The following is an 18,524-nucleotide window of genomic DNA, read 5'->3' as shown; positions in this document are numbered from 1 at the left end:
TGTCAGCTTGGCAGTAACTTCAGTTCAACACATTCTTTCAGTCTGCGTCGCAGTCGTCCCAACAGTTTGTAGAGGCGATTGACGGGCAGGCTGTTCTTCTCGGCCACCTGTTTGATCGGCGTCCCACTAGCGTAGGCGGCGATCAACAGATGACGTTCTTTGCCGTCGAGTCGAGTCAAGCAATCGCTCAGATATCGGATCCGCTCTTCGATATCGAGAGACTGATTGTCCCCTGCGTATTCTTCGGCAAGTGTCGTGATTAGGTCCTCGTCGAGAACAAATCGGTCTCGGGCGAGGCGTCTTCGATACGCCAGAACCTCGAACCGGGCGATCACATAAGCCCATTTCAAGAATCCCGACGGATCTTCGAGTTCGTCAAATTTCTTCCAAAGCACCGTACTGACGTTCTGCATCACTTCGTCAACCGAATCGCGGTCGCCGAGAAGGGTGAACAAGAACGCCCGGATTCGGCGTGAGTTCGTGGTGTATAAATTGACAAAAGTAGCGACTTCGGCATCACTGCCCGATCGGTCTGCCTGTTCGTTCATTTCCGATCCCATGAAAATCGCACTATAGAGTTACTGCCGAACAGCGAATGTTCGGCCAAACGATTTTCATTTTAACCGGTTTTTTGTTTTATGGGCCCTTTGGCCACATTGTGGCGATGTTTGCGGGGAGATGGTGCCTCGCAATCGTTTTTTGTGCGGTCAAATATCACGTTCTGCTGATGTTTTTACGTGTGGGCGGTATCGGACCATGGTCCTAAGAACACGTCCTCGGATCTTGGTCCTGCGCCCTCGTGACGTGAAAAGAGCCCTGGGAAGATTGCTCCCACAGGGCTCGATTCGGACGTCGTTCGATTCGTGAAGTGGACTGGTCGTTTAAGCCAGCTTTATTTTCAGGGAGTGGGTTGTTCCAGCCAAATATCAGGATTGGGGCCGTGCCGAAAGTTGCCGGAACTTTCGGTGAATCATGTGGCCTGCCGAAACTCTTGGCGAGTTTCGCTACCCTCAAATCAGGCTGCGTCAGGGTGCTAGAACTCGTCGCCGATCACTTCGTTGGCGGCACGGGTTCCGAGCGATCCCCACAGGCCGTATGGGCTCTCCGATCCGGCTGGCGAGAAGGTCGCCATGTTTGTGTCGACCGATCGGCCCACGGTGTTGCCGTCGGGATCGCCGGCGTCGATGCTGTCGGTGACGAATTTCACCGCACCGTCGGCCATCAGTACGTGGCATCCACCTTGGTGATAGCTGCCTGCTGAGAACACTCCGTTGGAGTTGTTACCCGAGTTTGGCCATGGGTTGCCACGTGGATTTCCGCGGTGGCCGCTGCAGCTTGCGCTGTTTGGTGGGGCGATCGTTTGGAAGGCGCTGCAACCGATGGCACCACTGCCCCAGTTGTTTCCGCGACGGAACAGGTATTTGGTCGCGTCGGAGCCGTCCCAGTAGTTCTGGCCGTTGTAGTAGCCAGGGCGATCCGGGTCGATGACGCCGCCGACGTTATTAAAGCAGGCGGAGCCAGGGTTGGCGTACATGTCGCCAGCGTTCATGTAGGCACGAATTGCGCCTTGGACGCGTCGGTCGTCAAGGCTGCTCGCGATTTCACCGCCTGCGATCGTGTTGGAGAGTCCATCGAGGATGTCGCGGAAGGCGAGTCCCAAGAACGGTTTGAAAACGCCACGGTGAGCGGTCCGGTGGATGCCATCGGGATAGGCCCAGTTAGGGATAATCGAGCTGTCGCCGATGCAGGCGGCGTAGTTGATTCGTCCGAAGCCGGTGCGGCTTTTGCCGGAATCCGATGGGCAGCGAAGCGTTGGGACGCTCGTGCGGTAGGCTGGGTAGGCGGTGCTTCGTTCCGGTGAAGGACCCATTGCAGGCCAGCTTGAGCCGCCGACGGTGAGCGGGTTCGAGATCGTTTCCCAGAGAGCCTGTTGTTCGAAGAACGGAAGCAGACCGACGATATAACCGAGCATCGCACGGTTGTTCTTGTCGTCGCCACCGATGGGTTTAGAATCCGGATCGGCCGGTGTCTTGTCGTGACGGGTAACTCCGGTCCAGCCGTTGGTACCACCCGTCGATGGCGGCAGCTTGTTGTAGGCGGAGTGGTAATTGTGCATGGCCAAACCGATCTGCTTGAAGTTGTTACCGCACGACATGCGGCGAGCGGCTTCGCGAGCAGACTGAACGGCGGGCAGTAACAGGCCAACCAGCACGCCGATGATGGCGATAACCACCAGTAGCTCCACGAGCGTGAAGCCTTGGCGGTCTGTTTTGCGTTCTGGATTCATGATCTTCCTCATTGGGACATCGGATAAAGAAACTACGATCGGTGGATAAGACACGCCTCGGTGCGACGGTCAGGGACGAACGACCACGCTGATTTGAAATGTAGAGGCGATCGTTCGAGCGTTTTAATTGGCGAGGCACGGTGCAGGGCGGCTTCCTGTTCTCGCATCTCAAAATGACTTACTTGTAAAACTCAGCGTCTTCTTTGCTCATGGTTTCAGGAACAAAGTTGATCACTTCATCGGACTCGATCAAACGCGGGTCGTTCTCATCGAGGTTAGGCTGCACGTTCTCGGTGCCGCCGTCACATCCAACGGCACAACTGAAGGTGAGGCACAGCGCGAAAGCACCAGCGGTAAAAGGGGACAGGGATGTTGTTGGCATGGCTGTTCTTCTTTCGGTTTGAGGTGGGAGGCTAAGGCGGGGCAATCGCTCGTTGCAGGTGTTTACTGCCGGGTGCGTCATTATTTGCCTTATAAAATGTAAAGTTTTCTAGAGAAACGGATGTTGGGTCGGTCTTCAGTGTCGCGAACAGGGCACTGCGTAAGACGGACGTAGTGAGCGACAAACTTGTCTTCGTGGCTCGCGAGGGTGATTGCGTAACCGGTGCGTGGACTGCAGGGCGGGCAGCCCTGGTTCTGCAGGCGGGTGTCGCGGTCCGTGAGAGCTCAACGTTCAAGCAGTGACATTCACCGAGAGTTCGGGGCGGCTTTGTCAATCATCGAAAGTCTTGCTGATCGCTGAGGGCCTTGTTGATCGCCGAAAGTCTTGGCGACTTTCGCTACGGCCTCAGTTGTCGTGACCCGCTAGCGGTCTTCTTTCATCGCCGCGGCAGCCATGCTTTCGGCTCTCGCGCCGGCTTCGTCATATGCGGAGCGGGCTGCGTCGTTGACTTCGATGACTTCGTTGCTGGATCCGCAGCCGAGGGTTGAGAGAGCCGCCGGGCAAAGTGCGAATAGCAGGAGCAGTTTGCTGATAGATTTCATGTTTTCTTGGGGGTAAAGGAAACGCCGGTATCGAGTGAGGTGGGATGTCGGGAGGCGGGAGGGGTGACGCTCGTGACTCATAACTGCCCCGAGTTCAGCGAGCGTCGGAAGGTGTGTTTTGGGTGCGAGCTGACGTGATCGAGAGTTCGCTGGTTGCCACGGCCTGTCTTTGGTGGACGCGTGGCGTTGTTGGTCAGTCGGGTGGGTTATCTTGGATCTGATTCGCCGGTCGGCCGGGGTTTCTTAAGTCGGTTTCAGGTAGGCCGAAGCGAGTGCTGTGAGGCGATCGCATCCGGCCTACTGCCAAATCGAGTTCGAGCGAGTGTTAGAAGTCGCCGTCGATGACTTCGTTGGAAGCGCGTGTGCCGAGGGCTCCCCACAAACCGTAGGGACTCTCTTCACCTGTTGACGGGCCGCCCGAGCGTCCGACGGGGGGCGACTGCTGGTTGCCCGCTTCGATCGAATCAGTGACGAACTTCACTGCTCCGTCGCCCATCAGGACATGGCATCCGCCTTGGTGGCGACTGCTGGCGGAGTAGTTGCCTTCGTCCTCAATGATCAACCGGATGCAGTTGGCGGAGTTCGGCGGCAGGTTGCACGTGACCATCGTGTATTTCGGTGAGCTCGACGACCAACGGAAGCCGCGTTTCTCGACGGACGTGGCCACGAACAGGTCTTCCCCGTCGCCCTCGGCGATCGTGGTTTTCCAAAACTGCGGACGATCGGGATCGAGGTGTTTGTCACAGGCATGAATGTTGTCGTACATGGCTGTCACGCGAACGAAGTCGGTCGTGCGGTGGCGATCGCCGAGGTCGGTGTTGATTTCGGCCATCGCGATGGTGTTGGACAGGCCGTCTTTCACGTCGGTGAATTCCGATCGCATGTGAGGGACCAAGAAACCGCGGCAAAGCGGGACCTGTTCACGCTCAACTCGCAAGGCATCGTCGCGAGACATGCCCACGCCACTGTCAACGTCCGTCACACACCAACGTGCAAAGGGGCCACGCGCCAACTGCAGTGGTGTGTCGCCGCCGTTGAGCGCGTAGTTGGTTCGTGCCATCGCGGGAAGGCCGACCCCTGGATCGCTCGGGCAGCGATACATCGGGATTTCAGTGACGAACGGCACGTACTCGATGGTCTGGCTGCTGTTTCCCGTTGGGTTTGGCCCCATGCGAGGGAACGAGACGCCGTTGTAGATCGCGGGGTTTGAAATTTGTTCCCAGAGAGCCTGCTGTTCGCAGAACGGCAAGAGGCCGACGAGGATGCTCAGTTGTCCGCGGTTGGACAGGATCGATGCACCGGGGCTCGACCCGCTTCCGCATTCGCCCCAACGTTTGGTGGCAACCGAAGCGGGAACTTCCCACGTGCCGTCGCCCTGGATCGGCAGTTGGTTGTATGCCGAGTGGTAATTGTGGATCGCCAGGCCGATCTGTTTGAAGTTGTTGCTGCAGGACATGCGGCGGGCGGCTTCGCGGGCGGCTTGGACGGCAGGCAACAACAGGCCTACAAGCACACCGATGATGGCAATGACTACAAGAAGTTCAACGAGCGTGAACCCGGTTTTGCGGTTCTTCATTGTAGAAGACTCCATGATGTAAATGGAAAGAGAGGCAGGATGTGGGGAGGGTGCGTACCGTCGATGCCGAGAGGGGGGCAGATTGCAACCGTTTGGCGGCGATTCTTCGGTGCTATCAAGGGTTACTGCCAAAAGGCGACAATTTGCCTCTGCATTTTGATCGGAATTTTGAAAATGTGGTTTATTTTTGAGTGGTCTAATCCTGCGGAGGGGGGCGTCGTGTTTCTCTGTGTTCCTTTTGCGGTGCCCGACGCCCCTTTCTGTGCCGATGATCGCAAATCCAATAGCGGCTTGAGATTTTGGTGGGCTTGCCGGTATTTCGGTTTCAGATACCGGTGAATCGTTGGGGGCCGCGTGGTTGAGGGGCCGCGTGGTTTACAGGTCTATGGAGAAGCGGGTTGGTTGGGTCAGTCGGCATGCGCGCCGGAATCGCATGCGTTCGCAATTGGCGGGATGGGGCGGAGTTTTTGTTTCGAGCGACGCAAACACGGTTGCTTATTTCCGCAGAAATTTTCGAATCCGAGGGGCTGAATTCTCGTTCCGCGGCAGTAGACACATCACGGCATGTTCCGGTTTCCGACTGACCGGGATCGTTCAGTGTCGTGATTCGGCATGGCCACGACCGTTCATTGGTCTCGGTTTGGTCCAGCGTTACGGGAGTTCTGCCGCGATATCGGGCAGGCATTCGTCTCGAGTGCTGAGAGCCGACCGTAGATGAAATAACCGCAGAAAATACACTGTCCCCTTTCGCATTAAGTCCGCTCGTTAGAGTCGTGCGGGCTTTGCGGGATACGCCACGCGTTCGCGAGCGAATGGACGTGCGGGACGGGATCGCCAGCAGCGTGCTGTGTTGCAGTGAGGCACCGATGGGTTGCCGCGAGGGATCGACGTTTCACAGAACACGGCGGTAATGAATATGTCGCGGATGCATGCTTTCCTTCCCCACCTCTTTCCTAGCATTTGGTCGTTTGCCTGCGTATCGCTGTCCTTACCGGTCTCGCCGAGCGGAACATCTCGTTCGGCTCCGCGGACTCAGTCTGAGGCAGCGATGCGGTCGCTAGTGACTCGTGAACGTTTAGCAAGAACGCGATGATCGAAAGAAAAACAGTTTGATTGATCCGGTTGTTCGTCCGATCCGAGTGGGCATGCTCGCCTGCTGGGTCGTGGGCGTGCTGTCGAGCGTGAGCGCACCGCCTGTCGTTGCCAATGAAAACATTGCTGACCCGGATGCTGCGTCCCCGGTTGCCGAAGAGCCGATCGATTTTGATCACCAGATCCGGCCGATCTTCACGTCACATTGCACGTCGTGCCACGGCGGAGTCAAACAGGCGGCTGACTTGTCGTTTGTTTATGAGGACTCGGCCATGTATTCGGTCGAACCCGGCGACCCGGACAATTCGGTGTTGCTCGAACGCGTGCTCGAACCGGAAGACGACGATCGGATGCCGCCACCGGATCATGGGCCGCGTTTGAGCGACGAAGAGGTGGAGTTGTTGACCCGATGGATCCGCCAAGGTGCGAAATGGGGGAAGCATTGGGCGTATCGACTTCCCGAGCGGCAGCAAACGCCAGAGGTTTCGCAATCGCAGTGGCCGCGTGAGCGAATGGATCATTTCGTGCTCGAACAACTCGAGCGACGTGGGATCAAACCTGCCGATGATGAGTTGGCGCACCGCTGGCTCCGCCGAGTGTCGTTGGATTTGATCGGTTTGCCCCCGACGCTCGAGGAGCGTGACGCGTTCCTCAGTGACCTCGCTGCGAGTGGAGAGGCGGCCTATGAACGCGTTGTCGATCGGTTGCTCGCGTCACCGCATTTTGGCGAGCGTTGGGCGAGCGTTTGGTTCGACCTGGTCCGCTACGCCGATTCACGCGGCCAGGGTGAGGATTCGCCGCGGGTGATTTGGAAGTATCGCGATTGGGTCATCGATGCGATGAACCGGGATTTGCCTTACGACCAGTTCACGATCAAGCAACTCGCCGGGGATCTGTTGCCGGAGCGAACCATCGAGGACGAAATTGCGACGGCGGTTCATCGGCTGACCAACACGAACGAGGAAGGCGGGACGGACGACGAGGAGTTCCGCATCGCGGCGGTGCTCGATCGTGTTTCCACGGTTTGGCAAACGTGGCAAGGCACAACGTATGGGTGTGCCCAATGTCACGATCACCCGTATGACCCTTTCACACAGGACGAGTTCTACCAGTTTGTCGATTATTTCAATAACACGGTCGACTGTGATTTGAACGATGATTGGCCGCGGATCGATGTTCCGTTGTCACAGGACGACTACGACAAAGCCTCGCGACTTCGCCGGCAAGTGGATGAACTGACACGTGACATTTGGCGGCGCGAATGGGAAACCGCGTCAGAGGCGAAAAAGTGGACACACCTACGAATCGCGGCGGGCAAAACGTCGAAGGCGACCAAGTTGGTGATTGAACCGCACGACCAATGGGATGAGTACTACACGAGCGGCACGGTATCGAGCGGAACGACGATCACCGTCGACATGCCGATTCCCGAATCGATCGACGAGTTGACGGGGATCCAGATTACCGCGATGCCGCACGATCCCGACCAAGCGTTGATTGACTCGGAGTGGGGATTTGTGATGTCGCACATTTCCGCCGAGTTGTTGCCGCCGGAGGACGCCGATCCGAAGATGAAGCCGGTGCCGATCGGATTGGCTCGCGTTTATGGCGACGAGCCGTATCCGTACCACGATCCGAACGGGAGTCTAAATAACGAGCGAGGAGGATTCTCGGCATACTCGCGGATCCATCATCCGAGGCAGGCGGTTGTGGTGCTCGATAAAGCGGTCGCGGTCGAACCCGGATCGAAATTGCGGCTGAAGATTTTGCACCGGATCACTGAGCTAGCTGCGTTCCCGCTGGTGACCAAACGGGCTCACTTTGCGGTGTCTTCGGACGAGAGTCTCTTGCAGCTTCCCAAGGACGAAACGATCGCCGAGGCGAAGCAAGAATTGAAAGAGACCAAATCCGAACTCGCTGCGATCAAGAGCACAGAGGTGCCGGTGCTGCGTGAACGCGAGGGCGAATTTGCCCGGCCGACGCATGTCTTCGGCGGCGGTTTGTTTTTGACGAAGGAACACCAGGTCTTCTCCGACGTGCCGAATTCTTTGCGTGGCGAGGACGATCGGCTGAGCAATCGGCTCGAAATGGCGAAATGGTTGGTCAGCGATTCCAACCCGCTGACCGCGCGGGTGGCAGTGAATCGCTACTGGGCACAAATGTTTGGAGTTGGTCTTGTTGCGACGGAAGAAGATTTCGGATCGACCGGTGACCGGCCGTCGCATCCGGAACTGCTCGATGACTTGGCGGTTCGCTTTCGAGAGGACTACCACTGGAGCGTGAAGAAGTTGCTCCGTGAGATCGCGTTGTCGCGGACGTACCGGCAGAGTTCGGAGATCCGTCCTGAGTTGCTCGAAGAGGACGCGAGTAATCGCTTTCTCGCTCGCGGGCCGCGGCACGGTTTGCCGGCTGAAACGGTCCGTGACCAGATGCTCGCGATCAGCGGTTTGCTGTCGGAGAAGATGTTCGGCGAGCCGACGTATCCGCCGTTGCCTCCGGGAGTTTGGCGGGCACGGAGGGGATCGTGGAAAACGCCCAAACCGGGTGACGTAGACCGCTATCGCCGGAGCGTTTACACGTATGTCAAACGCAGCGTGCCGTTCCCGATCTCGGCGACGTTTGATGCGCCGTCGCGTGAATTCTGCGTGCCCAAGCGTTTGCGATCGAACACTCCTTTGCAACCGTTGATGTTGATGAACGACGTCGGGTTCGTGGAGTGTTCGAAGGCGCTCGCGAAACGGATGAGCGAACACAGCGACGAGTTGGCCGAACGGGTCTCGTATGGGTTTTTGTTGGCTACCTGCCGGCCGGCGGATTCAGACGAGGTGGAACGTTTGGTGGCGATGCATGAAACGATTTGCGAAAAGAGCGATGCGGAGAACGCGTTGCAATCGGTTGCCGCCGTGTTGATGAACCTCGATGAAGTGATCACCAAATAATTTCCCGCCGCGATATTGCGTGTGCGTATTTTGATTTTTTTGTATTCCGAATTTTGGTCCGACTATGAATCGTCTTTCTATTGAACAAGAGATCGTTCGCACCCGGCTCGAACAGGACACCCGCCGGCAGTTCTTGCAGCGCTGCACGACGGGGTTGGGCGGCATGTGGTTGGCGTCGCAGTCCGCGTTCGCGTCGTCACCGGCCGAGCATGCGACCCTGCCGCATTTTCCACCGAAAGCGAAGCGGGTGATCTTTCTGCACATGATCGGTGGGCCGAGCCAATTGGAGTTGTTCGACTACAAACCGGACTTGGCCAAGTACGACGGTCGTGACGCGCCGCAGGAGTATCTCGACGGACAACGGTTTGCGTTCATCCAGGGAACTCCGCAGATGCTCGGGCCGCAGTTCTCGTTCAAGCGATACGGCGAGAGCGGAGCCTGGGTGTCGGAGTTGTTCCCGCATGTCGCCGGTCACGTCGACAAACTGTGCTTTATCAAGACGATGCAAACGGATCAATTCAACCATGGTCCGGCGCAGCTATTGGTACATACCGGAAACGCGCGGATCGGTTATCCGTCGGAAGGGGCGTGGGTGACGTGGGGCCTCGGTACCGAGAACGAAGACTTGCCGGGGTTCATGGTTCTGCTCTCGGGTGGCGTTCCGCGTAACGGGAAGGCGTTGTGGTCGAACGGCTATTTACCATCGGTCTATCAAGGCGTGCAGTGTCGATCGCAAGGCGACCCGATCCTGAATATTTCCAACCCGGAGAACGTGACTCGCGATATCCGGCGCCAAATGCTCAACGCGTTGGGGGATCTCAATCGAAAGAGTCACGAGCAGTTCCATGACCCGGAGACGTTGACGCGAATCGCCCAGTACGAGATGTCGTTCCGGATGCAGATGGCGGTTCCTGACGTGGCGGATATCAACGACGAGCCGCAGGAAATTTTAGATTTGTACGGAGCCGAAAAGGGGAAGGTCTCGTTCGCTAACAACTGTTTGCTCGCTCGCCGTTTTGCCGAAGCAGGCGTGCGGTTCATCCAGCTCTACGACGGTGGTTGGGACTCGCACGGCACGGAAGCGAAGACGGCGATCAACGATGGGTTTGCGAAGAAGTGCAAGCAGGTCGATCAACCGATTGCGGCGTTGCTGGCCGACCTCGATCAGCGTGGTTTGCTGGAGGACACGTTGGTTGTATGGGGCGGCGAGTTCGGCCGCACGCCGATGCGGGAGAATCGCGGCGGGAACAAGATGGCGTTGATCGGTCGCGACCACGCACCGGCCGCGTTCACGTTCTTCATGGCCGGTGGCGGTGTGAAGCCGGGGTTCACGTACGGCGAAACGGACGAGTTCGGCTATTTGCCGGCGTCCAACCCGGTCCAAGTGCGGGACTTCCACGCCACGATGCTGCATCTGCTCGGTATCGATTCGGATCGAATGAGTTTTTACTTCCAGGGGCTGAACCAGAAGTTGACCGGCGTGAAACCGGCCCGCGTGATTCACGACGTGATTGCGTAGTGGCGGTACGTAGCGCCACGTAGCTCGGTCTCTCGGGAATTTGGTAGTGGACGAGGCGACGAGTCCCTTGCGTGGGAAAGGACTCGTCGCCTCGTCCACTACGGTCCAGGTCTTGGGCAAAGGACGCCTCAAAAGCGTCAGTAATAAAATCGACGTCCCCCGAGACCGAGAGTGTTTGCGTGAAGCTATTGGTTTTCGTCGAAGGTGACGATGCCGGTGTGCATGTCGTACATCGAGCCGACGATCTTCACGTCGCGTTGTTCGAGTGCCCGTTGAAGGTCAGCGACCTCTTTGAGGCGTTTCACTGACAGTGCCACGTTGTTGACGACGGATCGTTTGATCGTTTCGTTGCGATCCTCTCCTTCGACAAAGTTGACTGCCGGTTGGATGCGATGCACCAATGATGTGATCTCGACCGGATCGTGCGATGCGTGTTTTTCGCTGTCCACGGCGGCGGTTACCGCGCCACAGTGAGTGTGCCCCATGACGACCACGAGTTGCGTGTCGAGGTAGTCGACGGCGTATTCGATGCTGGCGATGACGTCGGTGTCGACGATGTTGCCGGCGACGCGAATGACGAACAGGTCACCGAAACCTTGGTCAAAGATCAGTTCGGGCGGAACACGCGAATCGCTGCAGGTGAGCAAGACGGCCCAGGGGTGTTGTTCGTTTTCGAGATTCGCACGCCACGAGAACGCTTCGTGCGGATGGATCGACTCGCCTGCGACGAACCGGGAGTTGCCTTCGGTGAGCAGCCGGATCGCGGTATCGGAATCGACCGTTTGAAATCCTTCGTGATAACTCGGTGTCGGCGCGGTGGCGAATGACAACGCAAACAGGATCCCGCAGACGGCAAGACACTTCACCAGAGTGGTAATGTTCATGGCACTTCGTGAATAAGAGTGAGCGTGAAAAGTGACCCGACTATAAAAATCGTGTTTCGAGCCTGCTATCGCAAATGAGACTCGATGGACGCAGCCAATTGACGCACCCCAGAATGACTCTTGCTCCAGAAGGGCTCGTGAGAGGCTTCGTCTGAGATTGGTGTGATGGCGCGAGTCGGTGCTGTGTCGCAGCAGAGACGCGGGAAAAGGAAGCGGCGTTGATGCAGGAGGTTGGTGACCTTTGGGGCATCAACTTCTTGCGTAGAAAACGAACGAAGGCAGGTCGCTGCGGAACCGCATTGGTATGTCTTATTATGAAATGATGTATGTTTTCTGCGGTGAAGCGAACGTGAGCGAAGACCCGCAAAATATTTCGCAACTATTTCTGCGGGAAATCGTAGCGACGTTGTGAGGCTATCGTTCTGTCATCTATCACCCGCTTGGGGGCACAGCGATTGGGATCAGACAACGTATGTGTTGGTGAGTAGGTGATGGACATTGAACGTGGTCACTCTAGTCCAGGCGGTTGTTGCGAGAAATTGCACGCCTGATGTGTATTTCACGACATTGGTTTCATGGGTCGTGATCAGATTTCGCGTACGGAAATTGCGGTACGTGAACGCGTGGCGAATCAGGAACCAAGCGGTGCGCCGGCGATCTTCGCGGACGTGAAATGTCGTGTTTTGAGCAAGGTGTACGCATGTGATCAAGTGGGTGTGTGTCCCTCTGTTCATTGGTTTCCGGTGTATTTTGAAGCCTAGTCTTCCTTTGTGGGGTCTACTAGGGTGGCTCAATGGCCTTTGTGCGGTTTGTGGGGCAAACGCATTTGGGCTGTGAGCCGTCCGATGGGCGCGGAGGGGGGCGGGCAAAACAAGTGGGCAATGTACCGGCGAGATGATGTGCAGATCGCCTATCGGCCGTCTCGGTTTGATGGGGAGCACGTCAGTGTCGGTTTCGCAGCAAATGAGTTAACCGATGCAGTTAATCCAGGTGGCACTGCCACAGGATCGCGTGTGTGTGCAGATGGCAAAACATGTTGAAAATTCCGGAGCGGCTTCTTCTCAATCTTCGCACCCGATAGGCGAGGCGCTGACCGCGTTTGTGAATCAGTTGGGACGGAATTGTATCGGAGGGATTGGCATCGATCCCGCGGATCTGAACATCATCGAAAGCAACTCGCAGTTTGCTGAGTTCGTCGGCGTCAAACGTGACGAGTTGTTCGGGGTGAACCTGAGTGAGTTGCTGCCGGAGATTGCGGATTCCGGGATGGTCGAAGATATCGCGTCGTTGGCGAGCGGTGAGCAGGAGCGTTTTCAACGAACGCTCTTTGTGCAAGGCGAAGATCGCTCGTCGCGTTGGATCCAAACGACGTTTGCAATGTGGGATGGGGCTGGGGATGACGATGTCGACAACGTCGTCGTTGCAACTGCGGTGGATATCAGTGCGGCGGTGACCGCGGAACAAGAACGCGAGCAAACTCTTCAGCGGATGGAGATGGCGCAGAGACATTCGCAGGTCGGTTGCTGGGAATTGGTAAAAGGCGAAACGGTCGGATGGTGGTCACGTCAGTTGTTCGAGATGTTCGGGTTGTCGCCTAACCAAGCACCGCCAACGTTTGAGCAGTTCCTCGAGTTGGTTCATCCGGATGACCGTCAATCGATCGTGGAGTACCACCAGACCGAATTGCGTTTGAACGGTTCCATTGAGATTGAGTTTCGTCGAAACCCGGAGATTGGTGAAACGCGATGGTTTCATGCTCAGGTGAAAGCGTTCCAACGCGGTGACGAAACGGTTTGGTTCGGAACGACCCAGGACGTGACGCAGCGGCATCAGATGGAGTCGGCGATCATCGCGAGTGAAAAGATTTATCGCGAAATCGTCGAGACGGCTTCGGAGGGACTGACGATGGTCGATACCGAAGGAAAGATCATCAAGACCAATCAGGTCGCGGCGAACATGTTCGGTTACGAACCGGAGGAGTTGGTCGGGAAAGGAATCTTCGAGATGATCGGCGAAACGTCGCGCGATGACTTGTCGGAGAATTTCAAGAAACGTGCCGATGGGATTGCTGAGGCGGTTGAGTATCGGGTGAAGCATCGAGACGGGCATGAACTTTGGGTGCTCGTTTCATCCCATCCGTTGTTCGATGAGAACGGGACATTCACAGGCACCAGAAACGTGGTGCTCAACATCACTCACCGCAAGATCGCTGAAGAACTCGCACGCAAGGCGGACGTCGCTCAGGCGAAGTTGGCCATGTTGTCCGAACGGGAGCGAGATGTGTTTGCGTTGGTCGTCGAAGGTCTGATGAACAAGGTCATCGCGCGGCGACTCGACGTCAGCGAAAAGACCGTCGAGCGGCATCGGTCGAACCTGATGAAGAAGCTCGGGGTACGGGGGGTGGCCGAGCTGGTTCGCATCGCGATGGATGCCGAATCGATCCGCCGATGACGTCGAGTGAATCGTTCGCTCTTTAATGAATACCCCGTTTTCGCATGGCGTGACGGCGTTGATGTGATGGCTGGTCGTTGGTGAGGACGGTTGCCGTCTGGCGGTGGAGCCTTTCCGTCTGGCGGTGGATTAATGAGCAGTTCTTCAGGAGGTGAATAATCGTACCGTATGAGGGATGTCCCCCAATTGAACACAAATTGCACGCTCGCCGCTAAACACGGCCGATAATATTACAACGACCTTGAAGTACGGCTCAGCCGGCTACGGAAGACTTTCGCTTGGGGCAAAGAGGAGGTCTTCTTCACCCGGCTGAGCCTACTTCAAATCGTTTTTCGATCGCATGCTGCTGCGATCGTCTTTTTCAGCGACGACATGATGCGGGTGGGACTGCTGTCGTCGTATCTTGGCACAGGTGCCACGTAGGCTCGCCTCTCCGAGGCGGGCAGAGCGCGGTTGAGCTCTTGGCCGTTTGAGGCCTTGTTGGTTTGTTGAAGGAACCGACGCCTGTTCTCGGTCTTGGAAAGACCGAGCTACGTGGGTGAGCCGGATGGTTGTGCGGCTTCGGGGGGGAAACGTTGATTGAGTTTTCATCTCAACATGCCGAATACCCGAGTGCTTACGCACTTCGGCTCACTGGTGGAGGCCACGTAGGGCCGCCTCTTCGAGGCGGGCCCGAAGCGGGAAGCGAATTTGATTTGCTGTTGCGTGTAGCGACCACTTGTAGCCTCCGCCGGGGCGAGCCCGGACGGAAGGTTGCATCTGCGTGGTTGTTAGCCCGTCTTGGGAAGGCGGGCTACACGTTCGCTGCGTAGCGGTGTTGGAGAGATTCGACTTGCATGTCGTTTTCTCGCACTGCTTTCATTGCTCGCACGGCAGCTTCTGCGGCCGAGAGGGTGGTGATGCAGGGGACGCCGTGTTGGACGCCGGCTGCGCGGATCTTGCCTTCGTCGGTTCGGGCTCCCTTGCCGCTCGGCGTGTTGAGGATCAACTGCACATCATCGTTCTTGAGGTAGTCGATCAGGTTCGGGTGCCCTTCGGCGATCTTCTTGACCTTGGTGACGGCAATGCCGGCTTCGGTCAGTCGCAGTGCGGTTCCCTCGGTGGCCAGGATTTCGAAGCCGAGTTCGATCAGCGATCGGCCGATCTCGACCACGTTTTCTTTGTGGCGGGCGGAGAGGGAGATGAAGATCTTGCCCGAGTCAGGCAGCACGGTGCCAGCGGCGAGTTGGCTCTTGGCGAACGCCATCGAGAACATCTCGCTGATGCCCATCACTTCGCCGGTGCTACGCATCTCGGGGCCGAGGACGATGTCGACGCCGGCGAACTTCCGGAATGGGAACACCGATTCTTTAATCGACACGTGTCGCGGAATCGGTTCTTCGGTGATGCCGAGTTCGGAGAGCGTTTTGCCCGTCATGACTTTCGTGGCGATGCCGGCAACAGGAACGCCGGTGGCTTTGGCGACAAACGGCACCGTGCGGCTGGCCCGCGGGTTGACCTCGAGGATGTAAACCTGAGGACCGTCGGCTTCCAACTTGACCGCGAATTGGATGTTCATCAGGCCGATCACGTTCAGGCGGGCGGCGAGTTTCCGAGTCGCATCGCGGATTTCGGCGAGGACCGGTTGCGGCAAACTGAACGGCGGGATGCAGCACGCGGAGTCGCCCGAGTGCACACCGGCCTCTTCGATGTGTTCCATGATTCCCATGATCACACAGTCATTACCGTCCGAGATCGCGTCGACGTCGACTTCGGTGGCGTCCTCGAGGAAGCGATCGATGAGGACCGGTTGTCCGTCGGCGACGATGAAGGCTTCGGCGACAAAACGTTCGAATTGTGACTTGTCGTAGCAGATTTCCATTGCTCGGCCGCCGAGCACGAAGCTCGGCCGGACCAGTGCCGGGAATCCGATCCGTTTGGCTTCGACGCGGGCTTCTTCCATGTTGCGGGCGATGCCCGACGGTGGTTGTCGCAGGCCGAGTTCGTTGATCAGGCTTTGGAACAACTCACGGTCTTCGGCGGTGTCGATCGTGTCGACGCTCGTTCCGATAATCGGCACGCCGGCTTGTTCGAGACCACGGGCGAGGTTCAGTGGAGTCTGGCCGCCGAACTGAACGATCACGCCGTCAGGTTTGATTTCGTCGCAGATATTCAGCACGTCTTCGATCGTCAGTGGTTCGAAGAACAGCATGTCCGACGTGTCGTAGTCGGTCGAAACCGTTTCGGGGTTACTGTTGACCATGACCGATTCGATACCGAGATCCTGCAGCGCGAACGAAGCGTGGCAGCAGCAATAATCGAACTCGATCCCTTGGCCGATCCGGTTGGGACCGCCACCGAGGATCATGATCCGTTTGCGGTCGCCCTTGGCGGGGACTTCCGATTCGGATTCGTAGGTGCTGTAGAAGTACGGCGTGAAGGCTTCGAATTCGGCGGCACAGGTGTCGACACTTTTGAAGACCGGGCGGATATTTTGATCCAACCGATACGCGCGAACTTTGAGTTCGGTCGATCCGGTCATCGCCGCAATGTGACGGTCCGAGAAACCACGTCGTTTGATATCGAGCATCAATTCCGGATCGATCTTCTCGAGGGAACCGAGTCCGGTGAGGTGGTTTTCGGTTTCGATCAGGTGCATCAGGTGTTCGAGGAACCACTCGTCGATGTGAGTCAGTTCGTGGATCTCGGCGACGGTCATGCCGGATTTCATGGCGTAGCGGATGTAGAAAATCCGTTCGCTGCCCGGGGTGCTGAGTTTGGCACGAATCTCGTCGCGGTCGGGTTGATCTTCGGTGCCCCATTTATCTTTCGGATCGCTGCCGAACCCGAACGCGCCGACTTCGAGTCCGCGGAGGGCCTTTTGGAACGATTCTTGGAACGTCCGCCCGATCGCCATCGTTTCCCCGACGCTTTTCATTTGCGTGGTTAGGGTCGCGTCGGCTTCGGGGAATTTCTCGAACGCGAACCGTGGCATCTTGGTGACCACGTAATCGATCGTCGGTTCGAAGCAGGCTTTGGTCTTCTGCGTGATGTCGTTGGGCAGTTCCCACAATCGGTAGCCGACGGCGAGTTTGGCGGCGATCTTCGCGATCGGGAAACCGGTCGCCTTACTGGCCAACGCACTACTGCGGCTGACCCGTGGGTTCATCTCGATCACGATCATCCGGCCGGTGTCCGGTTCGATCGCGAATTGGATGTTACTGCCTCCCGTTTCCACGCCGATTTCTCGGATCACGGCGAGCGATGCGTCGCGCATCCGTTGGTATTCTTTGTCCGACAGGGTTTGTGCCGGTGCGACGGTGATCGAGTCGCCGGTGTGCACACCCATCGGGTCGAAGTTTTCGATCGCGCAGATGATCACGACGTTATCGTCGCGGTCACGCATGACCTCCATCTCGTACTCTTTCCAACCGATGATCGATTCTTCGATCAGGACTTCCGTGACGGGCGATTGATCGAGACCGTTTTGGACCAACGCGTCGAAGTCGTCTTTGTTGTACGCGATCGCCGAACCGGAACCGCCCATCGTGAAACTGGGGCGGACGACGGCGGGCAGGCCGACTTCGGCGAGTGCCTGGCGTGCTTCGGCGAGTGTTCCGATGGTGAAGCCTTTGCAGACGTCGAGGCCGATCTTCTCCATCGCCTCTTTGAACTGGTCGCGTTCTTCGGCTTTGGCGATCACCTTGGCGTTGGCGGCGATCATTTCCACGCCATATTTTTCCAGGACACCGTTGGCGTCGAGGTCCATCGCGACGTTCAGTGCGGTTTGTCCACCGAGTGTCGGCAGGAGTGCGTCAGGACGTTCCTTCGCGATGACTTTTTCGACCACCTGCCAAGTCAGGGGCTCGATGTAGGTCGAGTCCGCTGTTGCGGGGTCCGTCATGATCGTCGCCGGGTTGCTGTTAACCAGCACGACTTCGTAGCCCTCTTCGCGGAGAGCTTTGCAGGCCTGCGTTCCCGAGTAGTCAAATTCGCAAGCTTGCCCGATCACGATAGGGCCACTGCCGATGAGCAGGATTTTTTTGATGTCTTCGCGGCGAGGCACGTTCTTTATTTCCAGTAGCGAGGAGGCGACGGCGTCAAATTTTGGGAAGGATAACAGGTTTTGGCTTTGGCGCAGAGGGTTGGGACGCCCAGAAACGTGACGCCGAATTGGGCTTTGTCCGCCGCTAATTGGGGCGTGTGGGAAATATGGGTGGTCGGGGGAGCGCTATCTCGTCGAATTCGGACGAAATCGCTCGACCATCCTCAGATGGGTGGATAGATTGAATCTGGAGTGTGGGTGGTTTTTGAGAAGAAACGGTTCAGGATTGCGTAGGCGAGATCCTCGAAGTCGAATTCTTGCAAAAATTCATCACATGCGAGGAGTCAGCGTCATTTTTGCGGCGCTGTCTCGATCATGCGACGTAGCCACACGAGGGGGCTGGAGGGAAACACCATGAGAACATTTGGATTTCGCGTGATATTGTCTGGATTGAGTCAGGCGAGTGAGGGGCTTGCGCATGCTTTGTACGAGGCCGGTTGTACCGACGCATCGTTGAGGTCTCACGAGGGAGTTGTGTCGGTTCGGTTCCAACGCGAATCCGATTCGCTCGACACGGCGATGTTGGATGCGAGAGACCAAGTTCAAACGGCCGGGTATCGGGTCGAACGGATCGAACTGGATTGCGGCCAGATCGATGCGTTGTCGAAGGGGTGTGCTGCGGTGCATTGAGGGGCTGGCGTTGCCTCCGCCGGGGCAAGCCCGAAGCGGAGAGCGGATTTGATTTGCTGACGCATGTAGCGGCCACTT

General features: G+C 57.4%; 11 protein-coding genes. 4 read left to right on the top strand and 7 right to left on the bottom strand.

The window, feature by feature from the left end; translation table 11 throughout:
• Positions 1-2 precede the first annotated feature (2 nt).
• From RSSM_RS28220 to RSSM_RS28200, 5 genes are all read right to left on the bottom strand, one after another.
• Positions 3-548, bottom strand: coding sequence for a sigma-70 family RNA polymerase sigma factor (locus RSSM_RS28220; protein WP_144060188.1), 546 nt, complete (start codon positions 546-548; stop codon positions 3-5).
• A 485-nt stretch (positions 549-1,033) separates the two neighbouring features.
• Positions 1,034-2,287: a DUF1559 domain-containing protein gene (locus RSSM_RS28215; RefSeq protein ID WP_144060187.1), complete on the bottom strand. Its 1,254-nt coding sequence runs from the start codon at positions 2,285-2,287 to the stop codon at positions 1,034-1,036.
• Positions 2,288-2,465: 178 nt separating this feature from the next.
• Positions 2,466-2,669: a hypothetical protein gene (locus tag RSSM_RS28210; RefSeq protein ID WP_144060186.1), complete on the bottom strand. Its 204-nt coding sequence runs from the start codon at positions 2,667-2,669 to the stop codon at positions 2,466-2,468.
• Between the two features lie 422 nt (positions 2,670-3,091).
• Positions 3,092-3,271, bottom strand: a complete 180-nt coding sequence (locus RSSM_RS28205) for a hypothetical protein (RefSeq protein WP_008687862.1) — start codon at positions 3,269-3,271, stop codon at positions 3,092-3,094.
• A 325-nt stretch (positions 3,272-3,596) separates the two neighbouring features.
• Complete coding sequence (locus tag RSSM_RS28200; RefSeq protein ID WP_008687861.1) at positions 3,597-4,847, bottom strand: DUF1559 domain-containing protein; 1,251 nt, start codon at positions 4,845-4,847, stop codon at positions 3,597-3,599.
• A gap of 1,109 nt (positions 4,848-5,956) precedes the next feature.
• On the opposite strand from RSSM_RS28200, the gene RSSM_RS28195 reads away from it, so the two are divergent.
• Both RSSM_RS28195 and RSSM_RS28190 read left to right on the top strand, forming a co-directional pair.
• Positions 5,957-8,878, top strand: coding sequence for a PSD1 and planctomycete cytochrome C domain-containing protein (locus tag RSSM_RS28195; protein WP_008687858.1), 2,922 nt, complete (start codon positions 5,957-5,959; stop codon positions 8,876-8,878).
• 64 nt (positions 8,879-8,942) lie between these two features.
• Complete coding sequence (locus RSSM_RS28190) at positions 8,943-10,397, top strand: DUF1501 domain-containing protein (protein ID WP_008687857.1); 1,455 nt, start codon at positions 8,943-8,945, stop codon at positions 10,395-10,397.
• Positions 10,398-10,582: 185 nt separating this feature from the next.
• Here RSSM_RS28190 and RSSM_RS28185 read toward each other — a convergent pair whose 3' ends face one another.
• Complete coding sequence (locus RSSM_RS28185) at positions 10,583-11,281, bottom strand: carbonic anhydrase (protein WP_008687855.1); 699 nt, start codon at positions 11,279-11,281, stop codon at positions 10,583-10,585.
• Positions 11,282-12,256: 975 nt separating this feature from the next.
• On the opposite strand from RSSM_RS28185, the gene RSSM_RS28175 reads away from it, so the two are divergent.
• Positions 12,257-13,732 carry a PAS domain S-box protein gene (locus tag RSSM_RS28175; protein WP_008687837.1) on the top strand — a complete coding sequence of 492 codons (1,476 nt, stop codon included), beginning with the start codon at positions 12,257-12,259 and terminating at the stop codon, positions 13,730-13,732.
• Between the two features lie 793 nt (positions 13,733-14,525).
• On the opposite strand, the gene carB is transcribed toward RSSM_RS28175, so the two are convergent.
• Positions 14,526-17,777 carry a carbamoyl-phosphate synthase large subunit gene (gene carB, locus RSSM_RS28170; RefSeq protein ID WP_008687835.1) on the bottom strand — a complete coding sequence of 1,084 codons (3,252 nt, stop codon included), beginning with the start codon at positions 17,775-17,777 and terminating at the stop codon, positions 14,526-14,528.
• A gap of 393 nt (positions 17,778-18,170) precedes the next feature.
• Here carB and RSSM_RS28165 point away from each other — a divergent pair, with 393 nt between their 5' ends.
• Complete coding sequence (locus RSSM_RS28165) at positions 18,171-18,446, top strand: hypothetical protein (protein WP_144060185.1); 276 nt, start codon at positions 18,171-18,173, stop codon at positions 18,444-18,446.
• Positions 18,447-18,524: the final 78 nt, after the last annotated feature.

The organism is Aporhodopirellula sallentina SM41 (genome assembly GCF_000346505.1).
GTDB lineage: Bacteria > Planctomycetota > Planctomycetia > Pirellulales > Pirellulaceae > Rhodopirellula > Rhodopirellula sallentina.
This window is presented reverse-complemented; position numbering and strand designations above follow the sequence as displayed.

Bases quoted from the DNA above. Each gene is read 5' to 3' on its own strand.
- RSSM_RS28175 (WP_008687837.1), top strand. From the start codon at position 12,257: ATGCAGTTAATCCAGGTGGCACTGCCACAGGATCGCGTGTGTGTGCAG.
- RSSM_RS28205 (WP_008687862.1), bottom strand. From the start codon at position 3,271: ATGAAATCTATCAGCAAACTGCTCCTGCTATTCGCACTTTGCCCGGCG.
- RSSM_RS28220 (WP_144060188.1), bottom strand. From the start codon at position 548: ATGAACGAACAGGCAGACCGATCGGGCAGTGATGCCGAAGTCGCTACT.
- RSSM_RS28165 (WP_144060185.1), top strand. From the start codon at position 18,171: ATGAGAACATTTGGATTTCGCGTGATATTGTCTGGATTGAGTCAGGCG.
- RSSM_RS28185 (WP_008687855.1), bottom strand. From the start codon at position 11,281: ATGAACATTACCACTCTGGTGAAGTGTCTTGCCGTCTGCGGGATCCTG.
- RSSM_RS28215 (WP_144060187.1), bottom strand. From the start codon at position 2,287: ATGAATCCAGAACGCAAAACAGACCGCCAAGGCTTCACGCTCGTGGAG.
- RSSM_RS28190 (WP_008687857.1), top strand. From the start codon at position 8,943: ATGAATCGTCTTTCTATTGAACAAGAGATCGTTCGCACCCGGCTCGAA.
- RSSM_RS28200 (WP_008687861.1), bottom strand. From the start codon at position 4,847: ATGAAGAACCGCAAAACCGGGTTCACGCTCGTTGAACTTCTTGTAGTC.
- RSSM_RS28210 (WP_144060186.1), bottom strand. From the start codon at position 2,669: ATGCCAACAACATCCCTGTCCCCTTTTACCGCTGGTGCTTTCGCGCTG.